The sequence below is a fragment of the Bacillus sp. RIT 809 genome, assembly GCF_016892495.1.
GTDB lineage: Bacteria > Bacillota > Bacilli > Bacillales > Bacillaceae_G > Bacillus_A > Bacillus_A cereus_U.
The window spans coordinates 1-323 of the sequence record NZ_JAFEMR010000083.1 but is presented as its reverse complement, the minus strand read 5'-3'; the positions used below and the strand labels follow the sequence as shown (position 1 = coordinate 323).

Here is a 323-nt window from a genome sequence, read left to right as displayed (position 1 = left end):
TTTGGCCCGTTGGTCAAGTGGTTAAGACACCGCCCTTTCACGGCGGTAACACGGGTTCGAATCCCGTACGGGTCACCACTTTTGGAGGATTAGCTCAGCTGGGAGAGCACCTGCCTTACAAGCAGGGGGTCGGCGGTTCGATCCCGTCATCCTCCACCATATATTTTTAAATGTCGGAGGGGTAGCGAAGTGGCTAAACGCGGCGGACTGTAAATCCGCTCCTTCGGGTTCGGCAGTTCGAATCTGCCCCCCTCCACCATTTTCTTTAAAATAACCTGAAAGGGTTTATTTTTTTGAAAAGATAACCATACTAGTAAATATTA

Annotated in this window: 3 tRNA genes; all 3 read left to right on the top strand. The window is 49.5% G+C overall.

The annotated features are described in order from the left end of the window. Positions 1 to 3: 3 nt before the first annotated feature. The 3 genes from JTF23_RS27565 to JTF23_RS27555 all read left to right on the top strand — a co-directional run bounded on the left by JTF23_RS27565 (position 4) and on the right by JTF23_RS27555 (position 259). A tRNA-Glu gene (locus JTF23_RS27565) sits at positions 4 to 78 on the top strand. Positions 79 to 83: 5 nt separating this feature from the next. After that, positions 84 to 159, top strand: a tRNA-Val gene (locus tag JTF23_RS27560). A 16-nt stretch (positions 160 to 175) separates the two neighbouring features. After that, positions 176 to 259: transfer RNA gene (locus JTF23_RS27555), tRNA-Tyr, on the top strand. Positions 260 to 323: the final 64 nt, after the last annotated feature.